Genomic DNA, 21248 nt, shown 5'->3' with positions numbered 1-21248 from the left:
TCCTGTCAGGTCGGAGCCGATCGCCAGCGGGCGAGCCGAAAGTGACCGTACGCAAAAGATCGTAGGCACCGAGTGATGACGCCACCGGCGCCCGACCCGTAAAGTCCACACCGGATCTGCTGAGCGACCTTCAGGGGGTAGCGGTGACGCGGAGAGCATTGCTGGTCGGTTCTCAGACCGACGGCCTCACCGGGGTGCACAACGATGTCGAATCGATCGCGGCGGCGCTCGACGGGCGTGGCTTCACCATTTCCTGTCTCACCGGCGACGAGGCCAACCGGGCCGGAATCCTCGCCGGCTACGAGAAACTGATCGGACAGAGCACGGCGGACGACACGGTCCTGTTCTACTACAGCGGTCACGGCGGATACGCGCACGCGCCGGAGCCGGCTGGCGACGATCCGGCTGCCGACGACCCGGGCAGCCAGACGACGCCCGGGCGACGGCCGGCCGACCTGCAGTTCATCGTACCCACCGACTACTCCTCATCCACCGAGGACGAGTTCCGGGGCATCACCTCATTCGAGCTGTCCGTGCTGCAGGCCCGGCTGACCAAAGTGACGCAGAACGTGGTGGTGGCCCTGGACTGCTGCCACTCCGCCCACCAGTCCCGCGACCCCGACCTACGGGTCAAGGGCCTGGACCGGCAGTCGACCACCCGGTACGAGCAGATCAGCCGGCACCTGGCAGCGCTGCGCCGGGACGGGCTCGCGGTCGACCGGCGGGTAGTGACCGGCAACCCGTACTCGGTGCGGCTGGTGGCCTGCGCTCCCGAGCAGTTCGCCTACGAGTACCGCGACGGTGCCGGGCAGCGCATCGGCATGTTCACCGAGGCGCTGATCCAGGCACTGGCCGCCGCCGAGGACCTTCCGGTGACCTGGTTCACCCTGATGGAGGCGGTACGTCGCCAGGTGCTGCGCCGGGCGTCGAACCAGCGGCCCGAGGTGGAAGGGCCGTCCCGCCGGCTGCTGTTCTCACTCCAGGAGACGGACCCGATCGCCGGCCTGCCGGTGGCCCCCACTCCCGACGGTCGGGTGGTCCTGCCCGGCGCGCCGCTGCTCGGCGTCGAGCTGCACGACGAGTTCACCGTGATGCCGGCCGAGCTGCCGGTCGACGAGGAGACCAGCGTCGGCACCGCCGTCGTCGATCGCCTCGGGGCGCTGGCGGCACAGGCCGAGCTCACCTTGCGTACCGGCTGGTCCGAGGTGCCGGCGACGGCCCGGGCGTACCGGACCCGCAGCGCCGCGCCCGCGCTGCCGGTCCGGGTTACCGACCCGGACGCCGCCGACCTGGTCGCCGCGATCGGGACCAGCACCCTGGTCCGGCTGGCCGATGCGGACGAGCCGTGCACCGTGGAGGTCCGGCCCGATCGGGCCGGCAACTACCAGATCCACGACCGGACCGGTCCGCTGCACAGCCCCCGTCCGGCCGGGCCGGGCACCGCCGCCCGGCTGCTCACCGACTTGGAACGGGTCGCCCGCGCCACCGGGCTGCGGGCCCTCGGTGAAGACCCCCGGTGCGTCCTCGACACCCCGTTGACCTTCGAATGGGGCCGGGTCGTCGACGGCGTCGAGGTGCCGATGCGCTCCGCTGGCGAGGTCGTGCACGACGGCGACCTGGTGTACGTACGGGTGCGTAACGCCGGCGCCGAGGCGGTCTACGTGTCGCTGCTCGACATCGGCGTCTCCGCCCGGATCGAGAATCTCACCAACTTCGCGCCGTCCGGGTTCCGGCTCGAGCCCGGCAAGGAGTACCTGGTGGGGTACGACGCCCTGAGCGGCGTACTGCGCGGTGTGCGACTGAACTGGCCGGCCGGCATCGTGCCGGCGGCCGGGCGCCCGGAGACGGTTCTGCTGATCGCCACCTCGCGACCGCAGGACGTCGGGCTGCTCCAGCAGGACGGGATCCGCACCGCCGACCGCACCGAGCTCCGCCGCCGCGTCCCGCGTCGCGACCAGTCGCCGCTGGAGCGGGTGCTCGACCAGCTGGGCAGCGGCGGTATGCGGGAGATGTCCGACGGCTTCGCCCCGGAGGTGCGCTACGCGCTGCGTACCATCGAATTCAGCTTGAGCCCGACGGCGCGGCCGCCGGCCGAGTCGGTGCGGTTCCTGATCGACGAACGTCCGGACCGGTCGCGGATGCTGTTCCGGGCCCGGGGCAGCGCGGCGCGCACCGTCGCGGTCCGGCTGGACGAGGTGCTGGTGCACCGCAACCGGGCGCTGCGCAGCGCCGACATCCGGGTCGACGCGGTGGTGCTCACCGGCACCGCCGACGACGACGGGGCGGTGCCGTACCGGGCGGAGACGGCGCGGTTCCGCAACGTCCGCGACGGTGAGCGACTGCCGTTGGACCGGATGCTGGTCTACCACGGTCCGGCGGTGGACTACCTGGACCTGGCGGTCTGGGTGTCCCGGGACACCAGGGACAGCCGGGCGCTGAGCGACCTGTTGCGCGACGAACTCAACGGCCCGACTGTCCAGGCGGCCGGTGCGCAACTGCTCGGGCTGGCCGTGGCGGCCCCGCAGGCCGCCGCCGCAGCCGCCGCGATCGGGGCGGGTGCCGTGGTCGTCAACCTGGCGTACCGGCTGCTGCTGGACGCGGTCGGCGACAGCATCGGCCTGTACCGCACCTCGCTGCTGGCGACCGAGGAATTCGGCGTCGGCCGGCACCCGGCCGTCGGGAATCTGCGGGCGCAGGATTTCTCGTTCTCGTACACGGTCGAAGCTGTCGACTGACCAACGCCTCCGCCGGGCCACCGGTACGCAATTCGTCTAATTACGCCCGGTGCCCCGGCGGTGCTGAAATATCCGTAGGGACAACCGACTGAAAGGTGAAGATCATGGCTCGTAAGCGTGTGATCGTCGACGGGTCCGAGTGGGAGATCCCAGAGTCGAACCTCGACCCGGTCCTCACCAGCATCCAGACCGCCATGGAAACCGGTTCGGTGGTCAAGCTGGAGTTGCTGGACGGGGCCGACCGGCCGGTGACGGTCTACCTCAACGGCCGGACCGCGGTGACCGTGGTCGTGGACCTCGGTCTCGACCCCCGCCCAAGCGAAATGTCCTGACTCATCCGTCACCGCGGCCGGCAACGGCCAGCGGGTCCGGCGGCGGGAGCAGGCCCAGCCGCTGAGCCCGCAGCACGGTGGTGAGCCGGTCGGAGGTGCCGAACTTGCGGTACATCCGCTCCTGGTGCTTGGCCACCGTACGCGGCGACAGCAGCAGCCGGTGACCGATCGCCCGAGCGGTCAGACCGTCCGCGAGCAGCCGCAGGATCTGCTGCTCGCGGACGGTCAGCCGGGGCAGCCGCACGGGCGGCACGGCCGCCCCCGGCCGGTCGGTCACCGTACAGCCGGCGGCCGGCTGCGGCCGGCTCCACGACTCGGCAAGGGTCCGGATCGCGGCGAGTTGGCCGGCGGTACGCCGGACCGGCCGCGTACCGGACGACCCGGTCAGCGCGGCGGTACGCGGGCCGGTGGTGCTCCACCGCCAGTGTCCGTCCCGGCGGGCCAGGTCGCCGAGGGCCAGCCCGAGCTGGACCAGGGCACGCAGCAGCACCGGGTCGCCGGCGGCGGCCGCCGTCAGCAGGGTCCGGGTGGTCGGCTCGACCGGCCCGGGAAGCACCAGGTCGAGCAGCCGGTCGGCGGGCTCGGCCCGGTGGGTGGGGTGGTCCGACAAAGGAGAAAGCGTGGTGGTCATCGCAGCGGCTCCTGATGTGATCGGTCGACGTGCGGGTCGGGCACCGGCACATCGCCAGCTTCGCCGCGCCCGGCGGCTGTTCCATCGGGAGAACTACGTAGTCGCACCAGTACGCCATCCATAGATCCGGCCGGCCACCCCTCAGATCTGTACCGGTCGACAATTCGACACCGCTGCTACGCACTATTACGGCAACGGGCTCCGATCGCTTCTTGAGTCAGCGGCACAGCGGATAGTTTTCGACCCGTACGCATGTCGCCGATCACCTTCCACACACCTTTCTGATGATTCGGTGGCTTACCGGAAAGGACAGATACCGATGGCCAGTACGAGCGTGGCTGTCCGGGCCGCAGGCGCGTTGTCCGGGCGTACCGCCGCAGCCGGGCGTACCACCGCAGAAGATCACGTCCGGGACCTCGCCCGACGGGGCATACTGGCGGACCGCGCCAGGGCGGCGTCCGACGCGGAGCGCGGGCTGCTCCGCACGGGTGGGTACGCGCTGGTCTGGCCGGTGGTGTTCCAGCGGCTGACCCGCCGGATCGAACTCGCCAGGGGACACCACACCTGCGCGTCGTCGGTCCACCGGCTGGAGGCTGACTGCCTGGACAAGTTCCACGACGACGTCGAGGCGGTCCTCGACGACCTGCTGGCCAATGTCAAGGTCCCGGTGATCAACCTGGAGGGGTGGATCGCCCGGCGGATCGGCCCGGCCACCGTCGACGCGCATCGCCGCCGACGCGGCGACCGTGGCGCGTTGCAGCGGCCCCGGCTGCCCGGATGGCTCAAACACGACCTCGGCCAAGACCCGTGGCTGCTGGCCCTCGCCGTCGAGGTGCTGGTCTGGGTGGGGATCCCGGCCACCGCCGGGGTACGGGTGTGGCCGTTGGGCGCGTGGGCAGACCGTCGGGCCGCCGTCACCGGACACTGTGGTGGCGGAGAACGGGAAGTGACCTCCGACCTCGACCGGGTGCTCGCCGCGATGCGTAAACGTCCGAAGTGGTACGCGGACTTCGTCGAACGGCCACTTGGCCGCAAGCACGCCCCGGTGCTGCCGGCCGCACGGGCCGGAACCGGTCCGGTTCGCGAGACCGATCACCTGCAGCCGAGGACGCCGGACGAGGTGGACGAGGCCCGGTTGACCGAGTTGGCGTCGGTCGCGGTGACGGCGATCGAGGCACAGCTGCGCCGAGGTGCCGCCCCCCGGTGCGCGGTGGTCGCCGTACTCCGCTCGGTGTTCGACACCGGCACGGGTGCCGAGGAGATGGACCGGCCGCCCGGTCGTGGACCGGCTGCGGACGAGCGGATCGCCGCCCTGCTGGCCGACGCCGCGGCGATCGACCGGATCGCCAGCGCCGTCGTCGAGCTGATCGCCGACCGGTGAAGGCCAGCGCGGACCGGTGCGGACCGGTGCGCAGAAACGCCCGGCCGGTCCTCGCAGACCTGCCGGGCGTTCGACTCGCAGGATGGTCGCCTGCTCAGTGGCGGTGGCGGCGGGATTTGAACCCGCGGAGGGCGTGAACCCTCACACGCTTTCGAGGCGTGCTCCTTAGGCCACTCGGACACACCACCGCCGAGTAGGCTACCTGAAGCTCCGGCCGACCGTCACGGCGGTCCCGCCCGAGCGCAGGCAGCACCGGCCGCACTGGCAGGATCATGGCCATGAGCACGCACATCGGAGCCAAGCCCGGCGACATCGCCGAGCGGGTCCTCATGCCCGGGGACCCGCTGCGCGCCAAGTGGATCGCCGAGAACTTTCTCGAGGACGCCACCTGCTACTCGAACGTGCGCGGCATGTTCGGCTTCACCGGCCGGTACGCCGGGACACGGGTGTCGGTGCAGGGGTCGGGGATGGGCATGCCGTCGGCGTCGATCTACGCCCACGAGCTGATCAACGAGTACGGGGTGCGGACGCTGATCCGGGTCGGCTCCTGCGGCGCGCTGGCGGAGGATCTGCAACTGCGGGACGTCATCGCGGCCAACGGTTCGTCGACCGACTCGAACATGAATCGGGTGCGCTTCGCCGGGCTGGTCGACTACGCCCCGGTGGCGGACTTCGGCCTGCTGCGTACGGCCGTCGACGCGGCCCACCGGCACGGTGTCGACCTGCGGGTCGGCCCGGTCCTGGCCGCCGACGCGTTCTACACCGACCGGCCGGACCTGTACGACACGCTGGCCGACTACGGAGTGCTGGCGGTCGAGATGGAGTCGGCGGCGCTCTACACCATCGCCGCCCGGTTCCGGGCCCGTGCGCTGACCATCCTCACCGTGAGCGACCATATTCGCACCGGCGAGAAGATGAGCGCGGACGACCGAGAGCAGACCTTCAGCGAAATGGTACGCATCGCGCTGGACACCGCGATCGCCTGACGCCGCCAGGATCGGCCGACGATACCGGCGGACCGCCCGGCCGGCGGCGCGACCCAGGTGGTGCGACCCAGCTGGTGCGACCCAGCTGGTGCGACCCAGCTGGTGCGACCCAGCTGGTGCGACCCAGCGACGCGACGCCGGTGGCGCGGCTCAGCGGAAGAATGTCCGCAGCGCGGCGGCGCACTCGTCGGCCAACACCCCGGCGTACACGGTCGGCCGGTGGTTGAGGCGGCGGTCGCGCACGACGTCCCACAGCGATCCGACGGCACCGGTCTTCGGCTCCCATGCGCCGAAGACCACGGTCGAGATCCGGGCCAGCACCAGCGCGCCGGCGCACATGGTGCACGGTTCCAGGGTGACCACCAGAGTGCACCCGTCGAGCCGCCACCGGCCGAGCCGGGCAGCGGCCCGGCGCAGGGCGAGGATCTCGGCGTGCGCCGTCGGGTCGCCGGTCAGTTCGCGTTCGTTGTGGGCGACCGCGAGTTCGCGGCCGGCCGCGTCGTAGACGACCGCACCGACCGGCACGTCGGCCGCACCGGCAGGTACCTCTGCCGCACCGACCGGCACACCTGCCGGGCCGGCAGCGGCGGTCGGCTTGCCGGCCACTGACAACGCCCGCCGCATCCAGGTCTCGTGCAGCGGGTCGCGGTGCCGCCGGGCCGTCGGCACGCCGTCGCCCCGCCCGGTCACGCCGTCGCCCCGCCCGGTCTCATGCCTCGCGCAACTCCTCGATCTCGTCGCCGCAGCCGACCGTCTGGCAGATCTCGGCGGTCACGTCGGCCGGCAGCATGCCGTCACGGGCGCACAGTGCCAGCAGCCGTCGAGCCGACAGGCCGAGATCGGCGAGCAGGTCGGCGTCCCCGACCGGCTCCGCGTCCGGGTCGGCGGCCGGCTCATCGTCGTCGTCCTCCTCGTCGGCCAACGCGTCGACGTCGTCGGAGTCGTCCAACGGGTCGCCGACCAGGTACCCGCCGGCGCTGGAACCGGCCGGCGCGGCAGCGGCAGCGGACATCGAGCCGCCGCCGGCGCCGACCACGACCGGTTCGAGGTCGACCTCGACGGCCGGGGTACGGATGTCGCCGATCAGCAGCGCGCCCAGCCGCGACTCCTCGGCGAACGCGGCGTCCGAACTGAAGATTCGCAGATCCTCGCCCTCGTCGAGGCGCAGGATCACCAGGTAACTATCGTCCGATTCGACGAACAGCAGTGACACCTCGGCGTCGGGATCGACCTCACGGAGCCGGTCGACCACCTCGTCGATGTCGGCGACCCCACCGAGGTCGAGCTCGGCGCCGGACCAACCGGCCGGGCCGCGTACGGCAGCGGCAGCAAAATAGGGCACGGTCCCCCCAATGGTCCCTGCGGTCGCCGGGCGGCGCGGCATCCCCGCCGCCGTCGGTGACCGCCGATTCTGTCGTCAGAATGACGGTATCGGCTCAGGTCGGTCGTTGACCCCACAACGCCCCGAACAGTCACTGACCGGCAGGGACGGGTGCGCGACAGCGCGTCGGGCGTTCGGGTCAGTTGACCAGTCGGCGGGCCGCGATCAGCTCGCGCAGCTGCTGTCCCCGGACCTTACGGGGCCGGACCCGTTCGCGGCCGAGCTTGGCGCCGGCAAGCTCGGCGAGGATCTGCAGTCGGCGCCGATTCCGCTCGGGATCGAGCCGGTGCCCGGTGTTGGCCATGCCGCCGAGCGTGCCGACCGCCGCCGCGTTCGTCAAGCCCGGAATTCGCCCACCGCCGGTCACCACAGTGGCCAGTCGCCGGTCGCCGCCCAGTGTGTGGCGAGCGCCACAGTAGTGATGCTCCAGCCGGCCGACATGGCGAGCGCGATGCCGGTTGCCACGCCTCGGTCGCCGACCCGGGCGAGCAGGATCGCGACAGCCCAGGCGAGCATGCCGCAGAGCAGTGTCGACAGGGCGTACCCGCGCAGGTCCTGGCCGATCAGGCCGGTCAGCAGCAGCCACAGCGCGGTGGCCAGCGCCCCGAGCGCGACGGCTCCCGGGCGTACCGGGTGCGGCTCCCGGTAGGTCGGCCGGGACGGGGCCGGTGGCCGTGCGGGTATGGCCGGAAACATCCCCGGCGGGTACGGGTGCTGGCCGCGCGGTGGACCCCAGCCGGCCACCGGCGGGTGCCAACCGGCCGGCGCACCGGGCCAACCCGGCGGGCTGGTCGGCGCGGGTGACGGCCAGTCGATCGGGCGGTCCGGCATCTCGTCCCTCCCTCCTGCGGCCGAGGCGGCGGCTCGCGGTGGTCCATCGCCGTGCCAGTCAGCGTACCGACGGCGGCTGCCCGATCGCGCCCTGGCTCGATGTGGCAGAGTCACCGCGTGCGAGTGGCGGTGATCGGGCTGGGGCTGATCGGCGGTTCGGCGCTGCGCGCGTTCGCCGCCGCCGGGCACCGGGTTTTCGGGTACGACGCCGATCCCGCTACCCGGGCCACCGCCCGTACCGCCGCTGCCCGGGCGGCGCTCGGCGCGCGCTGGCAGGTCGCCCCGACGGTACGGGACACGGTGGCCGACGCCGATCTGGTGCTGCTGGCGGTGCCGCTGCCGGCGGTGGGTCCGGTGCTCGACGAGATCGCCGCGGTCGGCTACTCCGGGCTGGTCACCGATGTCACCTCGGTCAAGGAGCCGGTGCGGCGGCTGGTCGACCGGCGGCTGCACCGCCAGCACGACCGGACCGCCGGGTTCGTCGGCGGCCATCCGATGGCCGGTCGGGAGACCTCCGGGTTCACCTCCGCCGATCCGAAACTGTTCACCGGCTGTGCCTGGGTGCTCTGTCTGGAGCCGCCGGTAACCTCGGTCGACGACTGGCTGACGGTGGCGACAGCGGTGACCGGGCTGGGTGCCCGGGTGGTACCGGCCACCGCCGAGGAGCACGACCGGGCCGTCGCGGCGATCAGTCACGTACCGCATCTGCTCGCGACCGCGCTGGCCGCCAGCGCGGTGACCGACCCGCTCGCCTGGTCCTTGGCCGCGGGGTCGTTCCGGGACGGCACCCGGGTGGCGGCCAGCCGGCCGGATCTGGTCGCGGCGATGTGCGGCGGCAACGCCGGGGCGGTCCGGGCCGCCCTGGACGAGGTGCTGTCCACCCTGGCGGCGGCCCGGGCGGCGCTGGACGCGGAAGACCCGGTGCAGGCTCTGGTGCCGTGGCTGACCCCGGGCAGTTCGGCCCGGGGCGGCTGGCCACCGCAGCCGGGCCGGCCACTGGAGCTGCCGGCCCGGCCGGACGCGCTGCTGCGGCTGGGGCGGGCCGGCGGTTGGGTCACCGCCGTGGCCGACGACCGACGTACCGTGACGGCGGTCCGGCCGGCACCGGTCGACTGACCGCCAGGTCAGATCTGTTCGCCCAGATCCAGCCGGACCACCCGGCGGTCGGTGACGACGGCGGTCACCAGGTCGGCGGGCGTCACGTCGAAGGCGGGGTTGACCGCGCCGGCCCCGGCCGGTGTGGTCCGGGTCGCGGCGAAGCTGACCACCTCGGCGGACCCCCGGTCCTCGATCTCGACCTGCGCGCCGGTCGCGGTCGCCGGATCGACCGTCGATTCGGGAGCGACCACCACGAACGGCAGCCCGGCCCGCCGTGCGCCGAGCGCATGGGCGTACGTGCCGATCTTGTTGATCGTGTCGCCGTTCGCGCAGATCCGGTCGGCGCCCACGATGACCGCGTCGACCAGGCCACGGGCCATCAGGAACGGCCCGGCCCCGTCGACGGCCACTCGGAAGTCGACCCCGGCCCGGTCGAGTTCCCAGGCGGTCAGCCGGGCACCCTGCAGCAGTGGCCGGGTCTCACTGGCGATCACCGATTCCAGCCCGCCACGCCGGTGCAGTTCGACGACGACCCCGAGCGCGGTTCCTCCGGTGACCGTGGCCAGCGCACCGGTGTTGCAGTGGGTCAGCAGCCGGCACCGGGGCGGGCAGAGCTGCCCGAGCAGGTCGGCCCCGAGCCGGGCCATCGCCACCGACGCCGCCTCCTCCTCGTCGCGCAGGGCCACCGCTTCGGCGAGTACGGCCGACGGGCTCTCCGTGAGCCGGGCCGCCGCCCGGTCGACGCCTCGAGCGAGGTTGACCGCGGTCGGCCGGGCGGTGCGCAGCCGGTCGACGGCGTCGGCCAGCCGGTCCGGCTCGTCGTGGTGCAGCCGCGCGGCCAGGGCCACTCCGAGGGCACCGGCCACGCCGAGCGCCGGCGCGCCGCGTACCGCCAGGGACCGGATCGCGTCGACCACCGCCTCGACGGTGGACAGCCGCAGTACGGTGGTCCGGTCGGGCAGAGCGGTCTGGTCGATGATCTCGATGGCGTCGTCGACCCAGTCGATGGTCCGCATGCGACGACCTTAGTCGGCTCCGGCTGGGCGACAGTACCGCCGAAGGGACCTATGGTGACCGGTGTGAGCAATGCCCGGGACCCGATCGCCGACCTTCGTCGGATCGCCTTCCTGCTGGAGCGGGCCAACGAGGCGACCTACCGGGTACGTGCGTTCCGATCCGCCGCCACGGCACTGGCCGGACTGCCCGCTGCCGAGTTGACCCAGCGGGCCGATGCCGGCACGTTGACCGAGCTCGCCGGGGTAGGCGAGGTGACCGCCCGGTGTGTGGCCGAGTCGCTGGCCGGCGAGGAGCCGGTCTATCTGCGCCGGCTGCTGGCCACCGAGGGCACCGACCTGGACGAGGCGGCGGCGGCACTGCGCGCCGCGCTGCGCGGCGACTGCCACACCCACTCGGACTGGTCCGACGGCGGTTCGCCGATCGAGGAGATGGCGTTGGCCGCGGTCGAGCTGGGCCACGAGTACCTGGTGCTGACCGATCATTCGCCCCGGCTCACGGTCGCCCGCGGGTTGACCGCCTCCCGCTTGCGCCGCCAACTCGACCACGTCGCGGCGCTCAACGCCGCCCTGCCGGAGGGGTTCCGGATCCTGACCGGCATCGAGGTGGACATCCTGCCGGACGGTTCCCTCGACCAGTCCGACGAACTGCTCGACCGGCTCGACGTGGTGGTCGGCTCGGTGCACGCCAATCTGCGTGACGACCGGGCGCGGATGACCCGCCGGATGCTGACCGCGGTCGCCAACCCCCGGCTGGACATCCTCGGTCACTGCACCGGCCGGATGGTGACATCGCGACCGCCGGGGGTGACCGGCCCCGGCGACCGCGGCCACCGGCGGCGGTCCCGGCCGCCAAGTGACTTCGACGCCGAAGCGGTCTTCGCCGCCTGCGCCGAGCACGGCAAGGCCGTCGAGATCAACTCCCGGCCGGAGCGGCAGGACCCGCCGAAGCGGATGATCCGGCTAGCGGTCGAGACCGGCTGCCTGTTCGCCATCAACACCGACGCCCACGCGCCGGGCCAGCTCGACTGGCAGCGGTTCGGCTGCGCCCGGGCCGCGCTCTGCGGTGTTGACGCCGACCGGGTGGTCAACACCTGGTCGGCCCGGAGTCTGATCGACTGGGCCGCCGGACATCACTGAACCGCCGGACGTCACTGAACCGCTGTCCGGAACCGCGTCGTCGGGCAGCGGGCCGCCGGGCAGCAGGCCGGAACGGGCCGGTCGGGGCAGCCCAGTGCCCTGTGCGATGGCCACCCCGGCCAGCACGATCAGCGCCCCGACCGGCTGGTGCCAGACCAGCCGCTCGCCGAGGACCGACACCCCAGCGGCGACCGCGACGAGCGGCACGACATAGGTGACGGTGGCCGCCGTACTGGCACCGACCAGCCGGATGTTGCGCATGTGGATCACGAAGGCCAGACCGGTGCCGACCGCGCCAAGAATCAGCACGCTCACGATCACCGCCGGGGAGAGCCGGGTCGGCGTCGGCGGGGCCCCGGCGACGATCGGTGCGACGATGGCCAACTGGCCGGTGGCCAGGATCAGCTGGGTCGCGGCGAGCGCGACGCCACTGTCTGACCGGCCGGCGACAAACCGCTTCTGGTACGGGATCGTCGCGCCATAGCAGGCGGCCGCGCCGAGACACATCAACTGCCCGGCGAACTGTCCCCCGCCGACGCCCTGCCAGACGCCGAGCACCACCAGCACTCCGACGAAGCCCAACCCGGTGCCGGCCAGCCGGCGGGCCGTCATCGCCTCGGTACGGAACACCAGCGCCGCCAGCGGCAGGGCGATCAGTGGGGTGGTGGCGTTCCAGATGCCGGCGAGCAGCGACGGGATCCGCTGCTCCCCGTACCCGATGAGGGTGAACGGCAACGCGACCCCGATCGCAGCGACGACGCACTGGTGCAGCCACAGCCGCGGGTCCCGGGGCAGCCGGTCGCCGATCAGGGGCAACACGATCAGCAGGGTCAGCGCACCGGCGGCTACCCGGGCCAGGGTCACGTGAATCGGATGCAGCTCGGCGACCCCGATCTTGATCAGCAGGAAACTGGTGCCCCAGATGCCGGCGAGCAGCAGGAAGCCGGGCAGCCAGCTGGCAAGCCGCGGACCGGGTGGTGGGCCGGGCGGGCCGACGGTCTGCATGCCTTACTCCACCTTTCGGCTGCGACGGCCCCGCCGACCTGCCGCGTAGGGTCATCAGCATGGGACGTGTGGATGACATCAGCAACAGCTTTGTCGAGCGGTGGGCGCGGCTGAATCCGATCGGTGCCACCTACGCCGGCATCATCGGGCACGACGACCAGCTCGACGACCTGTCACCGGACGGGTACGCCGAACGCGCCGCCCTGACCCGCGACACGTTGCGGCAGCTCGATGTCGCCGACCCGGAGTCGGAGGCCGAGCGGGTGGCCCGGGACGCGATGGCGGAGCGGCTCGGCCTGGAGCTGGCCCGCTACGAGGCGGGCGAGGAGACCAGCGAGCTGAGTGTCATCACCAGCGGTCTGCACCATCTGCGCCAGGTCTTCGACCTGATGCCGACCGAGGGCACCGAGGCGGTGGCCAACATCGCCGCCCGGTTGGACAACTATCCGCAGGCCCTGGACCAGGTACGGGTCACCCTGCTGGACGCGGCCCGGGCCGGGCATGCGGCGCCTCGGGCGCAGATGCTCAAGGTCGCCGACCAGTGCGACGTCTGGACCGACCCGGAAGCGGACGACTTCTTCCATGCCCTGGTGGGCCGGCTGTCCGCTCCGGCCACCCTCACCGCGGACCTGCGCCGTGCGGCCTCGGCGGCCACCGCGTCGACCATCGCGTTCGGCCGGTTCCTGCGCACCGAGCTGGCCCCGTTGGGGCGGGACACCGAGGCCGCCGGGCGGGACCGCTACGAGCTCGCCTCCCAGTATTTCCTGGGCGCGCGGATCGACCTGGACGAGACGTACGCCTGGGGCTTCTTCGAATTGGACCGCATCGAGCAGGAGATGCGCCGGGTCGCCGTCGAGATCGCCGGGCACGGCGCCAGCATCGATGACGCGGTACGCGCCCTGGACGCCGACCCGGCTCGGACCATCGCCGGTGGCGAGGCGTTCCGCGACTGGATGCAGGCGTTGGCTGACAAAGCCATCGGGGACCTGCACGGCTCCCATTTCGACATTCCGCAGCAGATCCGGCGGATCGAGTGCTGTCTAGCGCCGACCAGCGACGGTGGCATCTACTACACCGGGCCGAGCGAGGACTTCTCCCGACCGGGCCGGATGTGGTGGGCGGTGCCGCAGGGGCTCACCGAGTTCTCGACCTGGCGGGAGGTGACCACGGTCTACCACGAAGGGGTGCCCGGGCATCACCTGCAGATCGGTCAGACGCAGGTCCGCGCCGATCTGCTCAACCGATGGCAGCGGCTGCTCTGCTGGTGTTCCGGACACAGTGAGGGCTGGGCGCTGTACGCGGAACGGCTGATGGACGAGTTGGGTTACCTGGCCGACCCCGGTGACCGGCTCGGCATGCTGGACGGGCAGGCGCTGCGGGCGGCGCGGGTGATCGTGGACATCGGCCTGCACCTGCAGTTGACCATCCCGCCGAACTCGTTCAACTTCCATCCTGGCGAGCGGTGGACTCCGGAGCTGGCGTGGCAGTTCCTGCGGGCACACTGCCAACTGCCGGACGAGATTCTGCGGTTCGAGCTGGACCGCTATCTCGGCTGGCCGGGGCAGGCGGCGGCGTACAAGGTCGGGGAGCGGATCTGGCTGCAGGCCAGAGCCGACGCCCAGGCCCGCAAGGGTGCGGCCTTCGACCTCAAGGAGTTCCATCAGGCGGCGCTGAACCTGGGCGTACTCGGTCTCGACCCGCTGCGGACCGCGCTGGCCCGGATCTGACCGCCCGCCCGGCGGGGCCGGGTTGACGGCAGGGCCGGGCCGACGGCGGGGCGGTGCCGGCTCAGCCGAGCGCGGCCATCAGGTCCCGGCAGGCCTGCTCGCACCGACGGCAGGCCTCGGCGCAGACCTGGCAGTGCTCGTGCTCGCTGGCGTGTGCCTGGCACTCCTCGCCGCATGAACGGCATGCCTGGATGCACGCCTGCAGCATCACCCGGGTGGTGTTCGCGTCGTAGCCGGTGTGTCGGGAAAGTACCCGGCCGGTGGTGGCACAGATGTCGGCGCAGTCGAGATTGGTGCGGATGCACTTGACCAGTTCGGCGACCGTGTCCTCGCTCAGGCACGCGTCGGCGCAGGCGGTGCAGGCCTGAGCGCAGTCGAAGCAGGCGTCGATGCAGTCGGCGAGTGCCCGCTGGTCGACGTGCCCCAGATCGAGCGGATAGGTCTCCAGCATCTCGGTTGCTTGCGTCATCGTGACCTCCACAGGTGTGACCGTTGAGGTCGGGTACCCGCTGCCCGGCTCGACTAACACCTACTCGACTCACACCGGCCCGGCCGGGCGCCGACCGGTCAGTCGGGCAGCCGCAGTGCCGCCCAGACCGTCTTGCCGTCGGCGAATGCGGCGTACCCCCAGTCGCTGGCGAGCGCCTCGATGATGGCCAGTCCTCGGCCACGACCGGGCACCGGCCCGGGCCGGTGCCCGGTGCCCGGCCGGGGCAGCTCGGCAGCGCGGTCACGGACGCTGATCCGGATCGCTCCGGCCTGCCGGGTGGTGGTGACGTCCAACTCGGTGCCGGCATGTTCGACCGCGTTGCTGACCAGCTCGGAACCGATCACCATCGCCTCGTCGACCAGAGTGGTCAGCTGCCACGAGCGGCAGGCACCGGCGATCAGCCGGCGGGCCTGTCCCGGTGAATGCGGGTGCGGGGGCAGGTACTCGTGCCACCGGTACGGGGACCTCGGTGCCGATTCGACCAGTTTGGTGGCGTCGATCACGCTGTCCTGCACGCTCACCAGACCGCTGATGCTGTGCCTGGCGAGCCGACCGGTGGGTGAGTCTGGCCGGGCGCACAGGTGCACCACCGGACGGTGGCCGGCGTCGCCGCCTTGGACGATGGCGAAGACCCGCAGCCCGATCGGGCTGGCCACGGTCACCTCGTCCAGCTCGACGAGCAGCGCCAACGGCTCCTCCAGCAGGCAGCGGCGCAGCACCGGGGCGAGCCGGACCAGTTCGGTGTCGGTCAACGCGCCGGCCAGCCGGACCCGGGTGACACCGCTGGCGAAGTCACGCGCCACCAGCCAGGTGAGGGTGTTCACCCGTGCTTCCCGTTGTCCGGTCTACCACCGTAGACGGTTCCGGTGTGGTCCTGCGGCGTGATGCCCAGCAGCGGCGCGACTCCGGTCACCCGCAGTACCCGGGCGACGATCGGCTGCGGGTTGCGGACTATCAGGATCTGCCCCTGACCGGCGGCCGCATGGTGCGCGTCGACCAGTTCCTTGACCGCGCTCGAATCGATCAGTGTGACGGCATCCAGGTCGACGACGATCCAGGCCGCCTGCTGCCGGTCGACCGCGCGAACGGCGGCGCTGAGCTCTCCGGTGGCGGTCATGTCCAGCTCGCCGGAGGCTTCGATGACGCAGTGCCCGGCTTCGGGTGACGACACCCGGATCTCGTGCATGCTGGTCTCCGTCTGGCGGGTCGCGACTCCGACCTGCGGTGGCGCCCGTGGGCCCGCGCGGCGGAGTTGGGCTGCTCGAAGCGCCCAGCCTACGCGACGCCACCCGCCTGCTGGGGACAGACCGGGAGACCGTCGACCCGCGTTAGCACATAGCCTAGTCGATCATCACACTAAGTGAGAAATCGTTGACTGAGTTTTATATCTGTCGATACGATTCGGGCGCCGTGGGACCAGTGTTCCCAAGTTCACGAGGAGTCCCCATGCCCGTATTCACCCGCTTGCCGGAGATCGTCCCCACGCTGTTCCGCGTGGTGGTCGGTCTGCTGTTCACGCTGCGCGGTGCCGCCTCGATCTTCGGGATCTTCGGCGGTTCCCGCGGCACCGGCGAGGCACTGGAGATCGGCGTCTGGCCCGGCTGGTGGGCCGCGCTGATCCAGCTCGTCGGCGGTCTGTTGGTCCTCACCGGACTCGGCACCCGGGTGGCCGCCGTCATCTGCTCCGGCTCGATGGCGTACGCCTACTTCGTGGTCCATCAACCGGATGCACTGCTCCCGCAGAACAACGGCGGCGAGCTCGCCGCGCTGTTCTGCTGGGCGTTTCTGCTGGTGGCCGTGCTGGGGCCAGGCCGGTACTCGCTCGACGCCATGTTGAGTCGACGCCGTACGGCCGCGCCCACCCCAGAGCCGGCGACCGTCTGACCACACGGCGGTAGCCGGAGCCCGGCAAGACCGGTACGGCCCGGCGGACCAGTCAAGGTCCGCCGGGCCGTACCGTTTCTCAGTGCTGCCGAACCGGGTGGTTCACAGCCGGGCGCACTGCCCGGACACCGGGCCCTGCACCGTGTTCACCCGGTCCTCGTCGACCGGCATCGGGCTGTTGCCCTGACAGTGCAGCGGGCCGCGGATCGTGTTCCCCGCGACGACCACCGGCAGCTCGTCGTGCTTGTTGTTGACCAGCCGGACCGGACCGGAGATGTCAGCGCCGTCCAGCCGCAGACCGCCGTCACCACCAGTCACCTCCAGCGGGCCCCGGATGGTCACCCCGGTCAGGGTCACCGCCCCGGTCGCCCGCAGCAGAGCCAGCGGCCCGGAGACGCTCGTACCGGTGAAGCTGACCGCCGTCGGACGGTTCGCGGTGAGCGGACCGTTGATCGCACCGTCGGTGGCGATCAGCGTCGCCCCCGGGCGGACCGTGACCGGACCGTTGACCGTCGCCGACTCCAGGCAGTAGGTCATCTCCGCCTTGACGATCAGCCCACCGTCGTGCGTGCCGGTGACCGTCACGTCACAGGTCGGTTCGGGCTGGCCGATCGCCGACCGCGACTCGGTGTCCGCAGTGATCGGCGAGTTCTCGGCGAAGTACGCGACCAGCATGGTCAGGTCGTTGTCACCGGTGGTCGAGGTGTCCGTGCCGTCGGCCAGGGTGGTGAAGTTGTCGCCACCCGCGGCCAGGAACGAGTTGACCGTGACCCGGTAGGTCCCGGTCGGCGACACCGGCTGACCGTTGAGGGTCATCGAGGTGATCCGCTCGCCCTGCGGCAGCGTCGGGTCGTACGTGTAGAAGAAGCCCTCCGACACGCCGAGCCACAGCAGCGGACGCGACGCCCCGGCCGGCTGCCACTGCTCCTCCAGCACCTGCTTGACCTGTGCACCCGTGTAGGTCCGGGTGACCATGTCGTTGGCGAACGGCTGGGTCGAGAACGCCTCTGCGAAAGTGATCACGCCGTCCTCGCCGTACAGCAGGTCGGCCCGCAGCCCGCCCGGGTTCATGAAGGCGATCTGCGCACCACCCCGACCCGGCTCCCGGGTCCCGGCGAGCTGCACGTCGGCGATGAAGTTGCCGAGCGCCGACTCCTTGCCCCGGTCCTCGTTGCCGTTGGTGTACGCCCGGCTGATGTCGGCGGTGATCGAGCCCAGCGGCTGCTGGCCGAGCACCTCGGCGTTGGCCTTCGCCGCCGCCACGATGTCGGCGACCTCCTGGTTGACCGGCGCGCCGACCACGTCGACGATCTCGACCGTGTCCGTCTCGACCGTCCCCGCCTCGACGTCCACCTGCAGCACGATCCGGCCGAGCTTCTTGCCGTAGTCCTCGGCCTGCAGCACCGGCCGGGTCTCGTCGGTGCCGGGCACCGGCACCTCGAAGGCGTACGGCTGGTGGGTGTGCCCGCTGAAGATGACGTCGATCTCCGGCACCGTCCGGGTGTACGGCCCGAACACCGGGTCGCTCATCAGCGCCTCGGGCGAGTCGATGTTCTCGGTGGCCGCGCCCTCGTGGGTGAGCAGCACCACCACGTCCGCCTCGCCGTTGCTCTCGTCGCCGTCCTTGAGCTGGGTGGCGACCAGGTCGGCCTCGGCCGCCGCCGGGCGGAAGGTGATCCCGGCGATACCGTCCGGGCTGACCATCACCGCGGTCTGCTCGGTGACCACTCCGATGTAGCCGACCCGGATCCCGCCGATCTCCTGCACGTGGTAAGCCGGCAGCGCCCGCTCGTCGTCGCGGTACACGTTGGCGCCGAGCTGCGGGAAGTCCGAACGCGGGATCACCCGGTCGGTCAGATCCGCCATGCCCTTGTCGAACTCGTGGTTACCGACCGCCGTCACGTCGAGACCGGCGGCGTTGAGCACGTCGAGGGTGGGATTGTCGTCGTCGATCGCCGAGACGAACGTCGACGCACCGATGTTGTCGCCGGCCGAGACGAACACCGTGTTCGGGTTGGTCGCCCGGTACTGGTCGACCAGCCCGGCCACCTGGGCCGCACCGCCGACCGGCTGCCCGTCGAGGGTACCGACGGATTCGAGCCGGCCGTGGAAGTCGTTGATCCCCAGCAGCTGCAGCTCGGTCGGACCGTCGGCACCGGTGTCCAGCCCGATGACCATCGGGTTGTGGTCGCTGGCCCGGAACGGGCCCGGGTCGAAGAAGGTCGGAAAGCCGTTGTACTGGAAGGCGTACGACTCGACCGCGTTGATCTGCCAGACGTCGGCCCCGGTGACCCGGGCGGCCAGCGACGGCGAGGCCAGCGCGTGGTCCAGCGAACCCGACTCACCGGCGAACACGTACGTGCTGCGTCCGGTGTCGTTCAGGTTGACGTAGTCGGCGTCGTAGAGGACCCGCATCGGGTCCTCCTGGGTGTACGAGTTGAAGTCGCCGAGCAGCAGCACCTCGTCGCTGCCGCTGTCGGTCACCAGATCGTCGACGAAGTCGGCCAGCGCGGCGGCCTGCCGGGTCCGGTCACCGTTGTACGCGCCCTGCCCGTCGCCGGCGTCGACGTTGTCGCCGGTCGGCGGCGTCGACGTGCTCTTGGACTTGAAGTGGTTCGCCACCACGGTGAAGGTCAACTCGTCGGCGGTGAACGTCTGCGCGATCGGCTCGCGCGCGTTGAACCACACGCTCTCGTCGTCGACCGACCGGGACGTCCCGACCGGGGTCACCGCAGCCGGCTTGAAGATGATCGCGTTGCTGATGAAGTCCTGCTGGGCGGCGCCCGGCAGGTCAGCCGGGGAGCGGACGTAGTCCCAGGTCCCGGCCCCGTCGGCTGCGTTCAGCGCGCCGACCAGCCGGATCAGTGCCTTCTCCGGCTCGCCCGGCGCGAACCGCACCGAGTTCTCGATCTCCTGCAGTCCGACCACGTGCGCGTCCAGCGCGGTGATCGCCGAGACGATCTTCGCCTCCTGCTTGGCCAGCGCGGCCTCGTCGGCGGCACCACGCGCGTCGCCACCGAAGTGGACGAAGTAGTTCAGCACGTTGAAGCTGGCCACCCGGATGTCACCGCCGACGGCTGCCGGGGCATCGGTACGCGGGTTCGTCACCTTGAACGTGGTCCGCTCGGCGGCCGGGGTGTCCGCACCGACCGGCAGGGTCGGCTGCAGCCGCCACTCGTCGAAGCCGTACGACAGCACGCTCGGCCCGAACGCCTCGACCGAGTCACCGACCCGAAGCGGCTGGTCCGGCGAAACGTACGGCGGGGCGATGCCGGCGTCGGCCAGGTTGGTGGTACGGCCGTCGTCAACCAGGATCCGGTTGAGCCGGTTGTCGGTGGCGATCTGCTCGGCCTGGGCGCTGCCCGGCTGCGCCACGTCGGTCGGGATGACCGCCGGGGTGTCGCCGGCGGTGAGCACGACCTCGCCGTACCGGTTGGTGTTGTAGACCTCGGAGACGGCGTAGTCGCCGACCGGGGCCACCAGCATCGACTCGACCGACTCCCGGTCGCCGGCGGCCAGCGGCAGGGTCAGCGCGACCGGCGCGGGCAGCGGGTTGTCCCGGTCGCAGACCTGCACGTCGGTACGCGCGCCGATGCTCACCTGGGTCAGGCCGAAGTACTCACCGGCGTTGCCGGTGACCCGTACCCGGTCGCCGATGGCGACCCCCGGGTGGTTTGCCGGGTTGCTGGTCAGGTAGACGAAGATGCCGTCGCTGGCGGTGCCGGCGGCAACCGTACGGGACCCGCCGGTGCCGGCGGTCTGCAGGTAGACGCCGTTGTAACCGCCGACGCGGTGGTCGGCGACGACGATGCCCTCGACGGTCACCTCGGTGCCGGCCAGCGGCGTGCTGTCACCGGTGCCCTGCACCTCGGCGATGCTGTTCGTCACCGTGACGTCGCAGCCCAGCTCGGGGTCGGGGTCCGGGTCCGGGTCCGGGTCACCGGTCCCGTTACGGACGCCGAAGGTGTTCGCCGCCGGCTGCCGCCAGTCGCCGTCGACCTTCTGCAACGAGTGCCCGACCGGGGTGTCGGAGGCCTCCGCGACACCGATGTCGACACTGGTCGTGCCGTCGGCGGGGCCTCCGGCCGCAGTCAGGGTGCCTTCGTAGCTGAGGAACTCAACCACGGAGCCGGCCGGGTCGACCAGGGCCACCCCGTCCGGGGATCCGTTCTGGATCCCGTTGGCGGGGTATTCGGCGACGGCGACACCCGCGGCGGCGACGGTGCCGGCCAGTGTACGGGTGTCGTAGACGGTGCCGTTGGATCCGTTGTAGAGGACGATCTGCCAACCGGTCAGGTCGAAGTCGACCGGGGCCTCGATCTCGATCGCCTCGCCGGTGTCGGTGCCGGCGTTGTCGTAGTGGATCTCGCTGATGAACGGGTCACCGGCGGCCGGTGCGGCCATGGCGGCGGCGCTGCCGGGCACGCTGAGCGCGCCGGCCCCCACGACCGCGGTGATGAATTTCCAGGTGGCTATGCGTCTGTGCTGGCGCATGTAGGCGTTCCTCCGGTCAGAGGGTGAGTCCAGTAAATCTAGGAGACGCGGGTTTCGAAGCACAGACGGGTCGGTGGTGACCCGTTAAACATTCGGGTCCCGTTACCCCTTCGTGACAAG

General features: G+C 71.5%; 18 protein-coding genes, 1 tRNA gene and 1 pseudogene. 8 read left to right on the top strand and 12 right to left on the bottom strand.

The genetic code is table 11. The annotated features are described in order from the left end of the window. The first annotated feature begins 143 nt into the window (after positions 1-143). Both ACFHWT_RS25200 and ACFHWT_RS25195 read left to right on the top strand, forming a co-directional pair. A complete protein-coding gene (locus ACFHWT_RS25200; protein WP_416597171.1) occupies positions 144-2735 on the top strand; it encodes a caspase family protein in 2592 nt (863 codons plus the stop codon). A 104-nt stretch (positions 2736-2839) separates the two neighbouring features. Next, positions 2840-3067 carry a hypothetical protein gene (locus tag ACFHWT_RS25195; protein ID WP_416597170.1) on the top strand — a complete coding sequence of 76 codons (228 nt, stop codon included), beginning with the start codon at positions 2840-2842 and terminating at the stop codon, positions 3065-3067. A gap of 1 nt (position 3068) precedes the next feature. Here ACFHWT_RS25195 and ACFHWT_RS25190 read toward each other — a convergent pair whose 3' ends face one another. Next, positions 3069-3698 carry a LuxR C-terminal-related transcriptional regulator gene (locus ACFHWT_RS25190; RefSeq protein ID WP_416597169.1) on the bottom strand — a complete coding sequence of 210 codons (630 nt, stop codon included), beginning with the start codon at positions 3696-3698 and terminating at the stop codon, positions 3069-3071. 319 nt (positions 3699-4017) lie between these two features. On the opposite strand from ACFHWT_RS25190, the gene ACFHWT_RS25185 reads away from it, so the two are divergent. Further along, entirely contained in the window at positions 4018-5079 is a 1062-nt protein-coding gene (locus ACFHWT_RS25185; protein WP_416597167.1) for a hypothetical protein, read from the top strand. Positions 5080-5177: 98 nt separating this feature from the next. Here the strand turns inward: ACFHWT_RS25185 and ACFHWT_RS25180 are convergent. After that, positions 5178-5267 (bottom strand) — tRNA-Ser (locus ACFHWT_RS25180). Positions 5268-5357: 90 nt separating this feature from the next. On the opposite strand from ACFHWT_RS25180, the gene deoD reads away from it, so the two are divergent. After that, positions 5358-6065 (top strand): purine-nucleoside phosphorylase, encoded by a 708-nt coding sequence (gene deoD, locus ACFHWT_RS25175; protein ID WP_281552729.1) that lies wholly within the window; start codon positions 5358-5360, stop codon positions 6063-6065. A 150-nt stretch (positions 6066-6215) separates the two neighbouring features. Here deoD and ACFHWT_RS25170 read toward each other — a convergent pair whose 3' ends face one another. From ACFHWT_RS25170 to ACFHWT_RS25155, 4 genes are all read right to left on the bottom strand, one after another. Then, on the bottom strand, positions 6216-6689 hold the full coding sequence (locus tag ACFHWT_RS25170) for a nucleoside deaminase (RefSeq protein WP_416597180.1): 474 nt from the start codon (positions 6687-6689) through the stop codon (positions 6216-6218). 85 nt (positions 6690-6774) lie between these two features. Further along, entirely contained in the window at positions 6775-7407 is a 633-nt protein-coding gene (locus ACFHWT_RS25165) for a tRNA adenosine deaminase-associated protein (protein WP_416597166.1), read from the bottom strand. Between the two features lie 178 nt (positions 7408-7585). Further along, on the bottom strand, positions 7586-7786 hold the full coding sequence (locus tag ACFHWT_RS25160; protein WP_416597165.1) for a hypothetical protein: 201 nt from the start codon (positions 7784-7786) through the stop codon (positions 7586-7588). Between the two features lie 23 nt (positions 7787-7809). After that, positions 7810-8142: a hypothetical protein gene (locus tag ACFHWT_RS25155; protein WP_416597179.1), complete on the bottom strand. Its 333-nt coding sequence runs from the start codon at positions 8140-8142 to the stop codon at positions 7810-7812. Between the two features lie 234 nt (positions 8143-8376). Between ACFHWT_RS25155 and ACFHWT_RS25150 the strand changes: the two genes are divergently transcribed. Further along, positions 8377-9393 carry a prephenate dehydrogenase gene (locus tag ACFHWT_RS25150; RefSeq protein WP_416597164.1) on the top strand — a complete coding sequence of 339 codons (1017 nt, stop codon included), beginning with the start codon at positions 8377-8379 and terminating at the stop codon, positions 9391-9393. Positions 9394-9401: 8 nt separating this feature from the next. On the opposite strand, the gene mtnA is transcribed toward ACFHWT_RS25150, so the two are convergent. Next, positions 9402-10391: an S-methyl-5-thioribose-1-phosphate isomerase gene (mtnA, locus tag ACFHWT_RS25145; RefSeq protein ID WP_416597163.1), complete on the bottom strand. Its 990-nt coding sequence runs from the start codon at positions 10389-10391 to the stop codon at positions 9402-9404. 63 nt (positions 10392-10454) lie between these two features. Between mtnA and ACFHWT_RS25140 the strand changes: the two genes are divergently transcribed. Next, positions 10455-11528: a PHP domain-containing protein gene (locus ACFHWT_RS25140; protein WP_416597162.1), complete on the top strand. Its 1074-nt coding sequence runs from the start codon at positions 10455-10457 to the stop codon at positions 11526-11528. Between the two features lie 165 nt (positions 11529-11693). On the opposite strand, the pseudogene ACFHWT_RS25135 reads toward ACFHWT_RS25140, so the two are convergent. Beyond that, positions 11694-12533: pseudogene (locus tag ACFHWT_RS25135) on the bottom strand (DMT family transporter); the annotation flags it as partial. Between the two features lie 59 nt (positions 12534-12592). Here ACFHWT_RS25135 and ACFHWT_RS25130 point away from each other — a divergent pair. After that, on the top strand, positions 12593-14260 hold the full coding sequence (locus tag ACFHWT_RS25130) for a DUF885 domain-containing protein (protein ID WP_416597160.1): 1668 nt from the start codon (positions 12593-12595) through the stop codon (positions 14258-14260). A 61-nt stretch (positions 14261-14321) separates the two neighbouring features. Here ACFHWT_RS25130 and ACFHWT_RS25125 read toward each other — a convergent pair whose 3' ends face one another. The 3 genes from ACFHWT_RS25125 to ACFHWT_RS25115 all read right to left on the bottom strand — a co-directional run bounded on the left by ACFHWT_RS25125 (position 14322) and on the right by ACFHWT_RS25115 (position 15936). Next, positions 14322-14729 (bottom strand): four-helix bundle copper-binding protein, encoded by a 408-nt coding sequence (locus tag ACFHWT_RS25125; RefSeq protein ID WP_416597159.1) that lies wholly within the window; start codon positions 14727-14729, stop codon positions 14322-14324. Between the two features lie 98 nt (positions 14730-14827). Continuing rightward, positions 14828-15574, bottom strand: coding sequence for an ATP-binding protein (locus tag ACFHWT_RS25120; protein ID WP_416597158.1), 747 nt, complete (start codon positions 15572-15574; stop codon positions 14828-14830). Further along, positions 15571-15936 carry an STAS domain-containing protein gene (locus tag ACFHWT_RS25115; protein ID WP_416597157.1) on the bottom strand — a complete coding sequence of 122 codons (366 nt, stop codon included), beginning with the start codon at positions 15934-15936 and terminating at the stop codon, positions 15571-15573. Before ACFHWT_RS25115 ends, ACFHWT_RS25120 begins: the two co-directional genes overlap by 4 nt. A 260-nt stretch (positions 15937-16196) precedes the next feature. Between ACFHWT_RS25115 and ACFHWT_RS25110 the strand changes: the two genes are divergently transcribed. Beyond that, on the top strand, positions 16197-16634 hold the full coding sequence (locus tag ACFHWT_RS25110; RefSeq protein WP_416597156.1) for a DoxX family protein: 438 nt from the start codon (positions 16197-16199) through the stop codon (positions 16632-16634). A gap of 102 nt (positions 16635-16736) precedes the next feature. Here the strand turns inward: ACFHWT_RS25110 and ACFHWT_RS25105 are convergent, their stop codons facing one another. Further along, positions 16737-21128, bottom strand: a complete 4392-nt coding sequence (locus ACFHWT_RS25105; RefSeq protein WP_416597155.1) for an ExeM/NucH family extracellular endonuclease — start codon at positions 21126-21128, stop codon at positions 16737-16739. Positions 21129-21248: the final 120 nt, after the last annotated feature.

The sequence above is a fragment of the Micromonospora sp. LOL_021 genome (genome assembly GCF_048060215.1).
Lineage (GTDB): Bacteria > Actinomycetota > Actinomycetes > Mycobacteriales > Micromonosporaceae > Micromonospora_E.
The sequence above is the reverse complement of the archived record's forward strand: the minus strand, read 5'-3'. Positions and strand labels throughout refer to the sequence as shown.